We start from the raw sequence: 6,734 nt of genomic DNA, 5'->3' as shown, positions 1-6,734 counted from the left end.
GTTCGCGGCGCGCGCCGGCGTCGAGCCGACCCGCGCCGGCTGGGCGGGCCTCGCCGAGGACGCGGTCCTCGATGCGCAGACGGCCTTCATGGCCCCGTCCGGGCCGCCCCCGGCCACTCCGGCGGAGTACGTCGCCAGCACGCTCGCCGGCCGCCGGCTGGGCTTGCCGTTCGTCCCGCTGACCGGCGACGACGTCCTTCCGGTCGGCATCGACGAGGGCCTCGCCTCCGGCGCCGGTGCGGGCGTGGCGCTGCTGGCCGGTACCGTCGCGCACGAGTTCACGATGGTCACCGGGGAGTTCGCCGAGACCTGGGCGGGCGCCGATCCGGTCCGCGCGCTGGTCGACGGCGGGCTGCCGGCGGAGGTCGCCGCCGACGTCGTCGCCGCGCATCCCGACCTGGCCACGCCCGCCCTCCAGCTGGGCCAGCTGACCACGGAGCTGAGCTTCCGGATCCCCACTCTGGAGTGGGCGGACGCGCGCCGCTCCCACACCTGGGTCTACGACTTCCGCTGGCCGTCGCCGCTGCTCGGGCTGTCCTTCCACTGCCTCGACCTGCCGTTCGCGTGGGACCTGCTGGACGCCGAGGGCGTCGCGATGGCTGCCGGCCCGCAGCCCCCGCCGTCCCTGGCCGGGGAGATGCACGCCGCCTGGGTGCGGTTCATCGCGTCCGGCGACCCCGGCTGGAGCCGGTGGGAGGGGGCCAACCCCCGGGTCTTCGGCGCACCGCAGGCCGAAACCTACGCCGCGACGAGGCGGTTGGCCGGTGCCCTGGACGGAACCGGGTCCGGCTCCGGTCCGACCCGGGACGCCGCGGCGATGGCCCGGCCCTCGTGACGGGAGCAGCGTCGCCGTCCGTGGTGAGCAGTTAGGCTTCAGGACGTGGACGACCCGAAACGCCAGGCCTGGATGTACCTCGTCGCCGGGGTGCTGGCGATCGTCGGCGGGATCTACTTCCTCGCCACCGAGGGCCAGGACGGCACCTACGTGCTCCTCGACTGGGTGATCCTGGGGATGGGCGTGGTCGCGATCTACCGTGGCGCGAAGGGTTTCTACGACCTCCGCCGTGGCCCCGCGCAGCCGACTCCGACCACGGTGATCCGTCCCGGCTCCTCGGCCGAGAAGCCTGCGAAACCGGACGACCCGGCCTGAACTCCTCCGCATCGCTGCCGTGTCCGTTTCGGGCATGTATTTGTAATGACCAGTCAGTTCAACTACTCTCGTTGATGACGAGAGGGCAGAACACATGAGCGCCACGCTGACCAGTCGATCCATCCCCGCGGGCGGGCACCCGGCGGTGGGGGGCGCGACGGCTGTCCGCGCGTCCGGGCTGCAGCGGGACGGACGACGCGGCCGGATCTACGGCCCGGTCGATCTCGACATCGCCCCCGGAACGGTGAATCTCGTCACGGGGCGCGCCGGCTCCGGACGCACATCCCTGCTGCTCACCCTGGTCGGAAGGATGAAGCCCAACCGCGGATCCGACCTCACCGTCCTCGGACGTCGGCTGCCCGCGCGGGCACCCTCCGTCCAGCGGCGCACCGCGGCGGTCGGCGTCCACGGCCTCGACGACCTGGACGAGGAGGTGACGGTCGCGGCTGCCCTTCGGGAGCGGGAGGCGTGGCTGGCGCCGTGGTTCCGGATCGTCCGCACTCCCGGGGACGAACGGGTCGCCGAGGTCTGCGCGGCCGTGTTCGGCGACGACCCGGTCCCGCGGGCGCGGCAGCTCGTCCACGAGCTCGACGAAGCGGCCAACCTGCGGTTCAGGCTCGCCCTGGCCCTGCTGGGCAGGCCGGAACTCGTCGTGGTGGAAGACGTCGACTCCCTCCGCGACACCGACAGCCGCCGCCGGGTCTGGAGGTCCTTGCAGGCGCTGGCCGCGTCCGGAGTGACCGTGATCGCGTCCGCCTCGAGCGCCGACGACCTCTGCGCTCTCGATACAGGCGCCCCGACGCAGCAGATCCCCCTCCCCGGGTAGCGCGAAACCCGTCCCCTGAACGAGAAGGGGGACGGACCCGCGAACGGGAAAGGAACCGTCCCCTGAACGGGAAAGGGGACGGACCCGCGAACGGGAAAGGAACCGTCCCCTGTGTACGGGGACGGTGTTGTCCGGGCCGGGACGGCCCACCAGACATCGCACGGAAGAAGCGGAAGAAGACATGTTCGCCTGGACCTCGCACGGCACGGAGCTGAAGCGGTTCGCCCGCCAGCCGATCACCAGAGCAGCGATCGCCGTGATGCTGCTGATCCCCCTGCTCTACGGAGCGATGTACGTGTGGGCCTTCTGGGACCCCACCACCCGCATGGACGAACTGCCGGTCGCTCTGGTGAACGCCGACGTCGCAGGAACCGACGACGAGGGAACACTGCAGCACTACGGCCAGGACGTGGTCGACCAGCTGCTCGACGACGGGTCGGTGGGCTGGACGGTGCTCGATGCCGCCGACGCCACCGCCGGCGTGAACGCGGGCCGGTACTACTTCGCGGTGACCATCCCGGCCGACTTCACCTCCGACATCCTCTCCCTGGGCGACGACGACCCGACCGCGGCGAAGATCATGGTCAGCTACGACGACAGCAACTCCTTCCTCGCCTCCACCCTCGGCAGGACGGCGATGCTGGAGGTCCGCGACGCGGTCGCGAAGAAGGTCAGCAAGCAGGCCGTCAACACCCTCCTGGTCGGAGTGGGGGACGCCAGGGACGGCTTCGCGCAGGCATCCGACGGCGCGTTCACACTCGCCGAAGGCCTCCAGGGCGCCGCGGACGGAGCGGACACCCTCACTGTGGGCGCGCAGCAGCTCGCCGACGGCGCGGCCCGGCTGGCCGCCGGCACCGACGACCTCGCCGCCGGCAGCAGGACGCTGCGGGACAAGCTCGGCGACTACGTCACCGGCGTGCAGACCGCAGCCACCGGCGCCGAACAGCTCGCCGCGGGCGCGAAGAACCTCACCGCGCTGCAGGACGGGCTCGCCCAGGTCTCCGACAGCTCGACCGGCGCCCCCGCACTGGCCGCCGGCATCACCCGGCTCGCCTCGGGGGTGACCACCCTGACCGACGGTGCCACCAGCTACGCGACCGGCGCGACCGGGTTCGCCTCCGGCGCGGCCGGCTGGACCACCGGTGCCCGGCAGTGGCTGGACGGGGCGTCGTCCGCGACCGCGAGCGACGGCCGGCTCGCCACCGGCACGAAGCAGCTCGCCGCCGGCGCGAGCTCTCTGGCCGCCGCGACCGGGTCCGATTCCGACCTCGGCCAGGGAGCAGCGGCGGTCGCCTCCGGCACGTCCGACCTCGCGGACGGCCTGGCGGACGTCGACGGTCTGCTGGCCAAGGCACAGTCCGCGCTCGCCGACGGCGACACCGACGCGGCGGCCGCCTACCTGGCCGCGGCGGGGAAGGGCACCAGCTCCGCCCACTCCTCCGCGACGAAACTCGCCTCCGGAGCCTCGGCCGTGCGGGCAGGCATCGCCTCCGTCCACTCCGGGGCGTCCGACCTGTCCGACGGCGCCGCAGCCCTGCAGTCTGGCTGGGCCGGCATCCACGCCGTCCTCACCTCCGACGGTCAGCTCGGCGCCGGCCTGGCCCAGCTGGAGGCCGCGCAGTCCTCGCTCGCGACCGGTGCCCAGACCCTCACCAGCGGGGCCGCGCAGCTCGCCGACCCCCGCACCCGGGCGGAGCTGGAGGAGCTGCGCAGCGGCGCGGACACCCTCGCCGGGGCGCTCACCACGATGAGTGCCGCCGCGTCCGACACCACCTCCGGCATCCCCGCGCTGCAGTCGGGCCTCGGCACGCTGGTCGCAGGGTTCACCGACGGCGACCCGAACCAGGGCCTGGTCAGCGGGGCGAAGGCGCTGCACGCGGGTGCGTCCGACCTGGCCGACGGCCTGGCGAGTGCGAACACCGGGGCGGGGACGCTGAGCTCGGGCAGCTCGGAGATCGCGGCGAACACCCCCGCGCTGGCCTCGGGCCTCGGCAAGGCGGAGTCGGGGGCGAGCAAGCTCGGGGTGAAGCTGGGCGAGGCGACCGACGAGATCCCCGACGACAGCGCGAGCCTGCGGCACGACCGGGCGAAAGCCGTCTCGACGCCGGTCACCCTGTCGTCCAGCCACGTCCACGAGGCCGCGTCCTGGGGCGAGGGCTTCGCACCGTTCTTCATCTCGCTCGCGCTCTGGGTGGGTGCGCTGATCACCTGGTTGCTGCTGCGTCCGCTGCAGACCCGAGCCCTGATGACCTCGGTGAACGGGTTCCGGATGGCCTGGGGGTCGCTGAACTCGGCGCTCCTGCTCGCGCTCGGCCAGGTCACGATCATGCTGTCGGTGATGCACTTCGCGATCGGCCTGGACCCGACCAACGTGCTGGCGACGTTCGCGATCGCGATGCTCACCGCCGCGGCCTTCTTCGCCCTGCAGCAGTTCTTCCAGGTCACCCTCGGCTCTGCCGTGGGAAAGGTCGTGATCATCGTGCTGCTGATGGTCCAGCTGGCCTCGGCCGGCGGCACCTACCCGATCCAGACCACGCCGTCGTTCCTGCAGGCGATCAGCCCGTACATGCCGATGACCTACGCGGTGAACGGACTGCGCGAGGCGATCACCGGTGGCATCGAGACCCGGTTCGCCACGAGTGTGGCCGTGCTGGCGGCTATCTTCGTGGTGTCGCTGGCCGCCACCTCGATCGCGTCCGCCCGCAAGCGGATGTGGACGATGTCGCGGCTGCACCCCGCGCTGAGCATCTAGGAGGCCGACGTGGAAGCCACGCAGGAGAAGCTCGACGGACGGGTCGCCCGGCGCACCGGCACCCGCGAGGCGATCATGGACGCGGCCACAGAGCTGTTCGCGGCCCGTGGTGTGACGTCCACCTCGATCGACGACATCGCCGCTTCGGCGGGCATCGCGAAGGGGTCGATCTACTACAACTTCGACTCCAAGGCGGGACTGGTCGAGCAGATCATGGCCCGCAACAGCGAGTTGCTCGCGGACGCGCTGCGCGAGGCGGTCGAAGGACGCAGCGGGCTGGCCCTGCGCGACGAGGTGGTGCGGGTGCTGCTGGTACTGGTTCAGCAGCACGCGTTCGCCGCCCGCGTGATGGTCACCGAGATGTTCCGCACCGAACGGTCGTGGCGGGAGTCCATCCAGACGTGGCGGGACCTCGCGCTGTCGCCGCTGATCGACGACCTCGAAGCCGGCGGCACCGAGCCGGTGGTCGCCGGCGTCCAGGCCGCCGCGATCGTGGGCGCCACCCTGATGGCCGGCCTGGAGTGGCTGGTCTTCCACCCCGAGCGGAGCTACGACCAGGTGGCGTCCGCCGTCCTCGGCACGCTCAGCCGCTGACCCGGCTCGCCGCGACCGGCCCGCTCGACGCCTCAGCGCATCGGTTGCTGCGCCTGCTGGGCGACGATGCCGGCGGACTGCCTGGTGGCGCCGGGCTGGCCGTCGGCGATCGGCTCGACCACCACGGCGGTGCCGTAGGCGCAGACCTCCGTGAACGCCTGACCGATCGAGCCGGTGTCGAACCGCATCCCGACGATGGCGTTGGCGCCGCGGGCGACCGCGTCCTGCCACATCCGCTGCATGACCTGCTGGCGGCTCTCGTAGACGAGTCGGGTGTACTCGTCGACCTCGCCGCCGCCGATGGCGCGGAAGCTGGCCACGAAGTTCGCCCCGATGTTGGCGCTGCGCACGGTCATTCCCATGACCTCGCCGAGCACTGCCTCGATTCGGTAGCCCGGGATGTCGTTACTGGTGACGATCAGCATGGGGCAATCCTAGGAGCCTGCCGAACCGTGCTGTTCCGGGCGAGGACGCACCCGGGGGATGAGCGGCGAGGCCAGGTCGTGTGGGCGATCCCGGAGAACGCCGCTCGGGTATCCGGGGATTTCCGCCGGATACCGACGGATTGTCAGGAACGCTTGTAGGCGTCGCGGAGGTTGTCGTCGGAGCGCTGCCGGAATTGCACGATCATTCCGAGGATGACCAGCACGACATAGGCGATCGTCCAGGCGAAGTGGGCGGTGAAGTCGGTGCGCCACAGGTCGGGGCTGAACCAGTCGAGCCGGCTCCCGAGGATGACCTGCACGCCATCGAGAACCGCGCCGGCGCCGACCAGTGCGGTGAGGACGATCAACAGGACCTTCGGCAGGTTCAGCGCCCAACCGACCATGACCAGTCCGGCGGCCACCACCAGGCCCATCGAGAACGCGACCCAGCCGGGAGTGTGCAGGGCGGACGAGATGAGCTGGCCGAGGCCCCAGCCCACCGCTCCCATCGAGATCAGCACGGCGACCGCGTAGAAGGCGAACGCCAGCCAGGCGAGGACCAGCGCCAGCACGAGCGAGTACACCCACCAGGGCAGCCGGCTGAGGGCGTTGTCGGCGAACGACTGCAGGAGCAGCGCCTGCAACAGCAGGCCCGCCGCGAACCCGACCAGCGCTCCCCACAGCGCGAGGACCACCCTGGCCGCGGGGTATCCCAGGAAGCAGAAAACCAGGCCCAGGACGATTTCGGCCACCCCCACCCAGACCGGGTCCATTGCCAGAACCATGCGGTGAGGGTACCCGCTGAGCCGGGCGAACCACACGCGGTGCGGCAACTTTCTCGCCCGGCCGAGGCTGTTGGCCTCGCAATCTCGTGGAATGGCGCTTTGGCGTCCCCCATTCCGGTCCGAGGGGTGGCCGGCTGCGGGCAGCCGATCGGCCGGGCCCCGCCGGTCGGGACCACGGGGCCGGCGCGGCCGACGCGCCCCG

6 protein-coding genes and 1 pseudogene are annotated in these 6,734 nt (G+C 71.8%); 5 read left to right on the top strand and 2 right to left on the bottom strand.

The window, feature by feature from the left end; all coding sequences use genetic code 11:
* From QM633_RS03885 to QM633_RS03865, 5 genes and pseudogenes are all read left to right on the top strand, one after another.
* Positions 1-835, top strand: a pseudogene (locus QM633_RS03885) (hypothetical protein); the annotation flags it as partial.
* Between the two features lie 45 nt (positions 836-880).
* Entirely contained in the window at positions 881-1,150 is a 270-nt protein-coding gene (locus QM633_RS03880; RefSeq protein ID WP_415152414.1) for a hypothetical protein, read from the top strand.
* Between the two features lie 94 nt (positions 1,151-1,244).
* A complete protein-coding gene (locus tag QM633_RS03875; protein ID WP_415152413.1) occupies positions 1,245-1,976 on the top strand; it encodes an ATP-binding cassette domain-containing protein in 732 nt (243 codons plus the stop codon).
* A gap of 181 nt (positions 1,977-2,157) precedes the next feature.
* Complete coding sequence (locus tag QM633_RS03870) at positions 2,158-4,728, top strand: YhgE/Pip family protein (protein ID WP_415152412.1); 2,571 nt, start codon at positions 2,158-2,160, stop codon at positions 4,726-4,728.
* A gap of 9 nt (positions 4,729-4,737) precedes the next feature.
* Complete coding sequence (locus QM633_RS03865; protein WP_415152411.1) at positions 4,738-5,322, top strand: TetR/AcrR family transcriptional regulator; 585 nt, start codon at positions 4,738-4,740, stop codon at positions 5,320-5,322.
* A 32-nt stretch (positions 5,323-5,354) separates the two neighbouring features.
* On the opposite strand, the gene QM633_RS03860 is transcribed toward QM633_RS03865, so the two are convergent.
* On the bottom strand, positions 5,355-5,747 hold the full coding sequence (locus tag QM633_RS03860; protein ID WP_415152410.1) for a YbjQ family protein: 393 nt from the start codon (positions 5,745-5,747) through the stop codon (positions 5,355-5,357).
* Between the two features lie 143 nt (positions 5,748-5,890).
* A complete protein-coding gene (locus QM633_RS03855) occupies positions 5,891-6,532 on the bottom strand; it encodes a DUF4203 domain-containing protein (protein ID WP_415152409.1) in 642 nt (213 codons plus the stop codon).
* Between the last annotated feature and the right edge of the window lie 202 nt (positions 6,533-6,734).

It is taken from the genome of Propionicimonas sp. (assembly GCF_047606205.1).
Taxonomy (GTDB): domain Bacteria; phylum Actinomycetota; class Actinomycetes; order Propionibacteriales; family Propionibacteriaceae; genus Propionicimonas.
The sequence above is the reverse complement of the archived record's forward strand: the minus strand, read 5'-3'. Positions and strand labels throughout refer to the sequence as shown.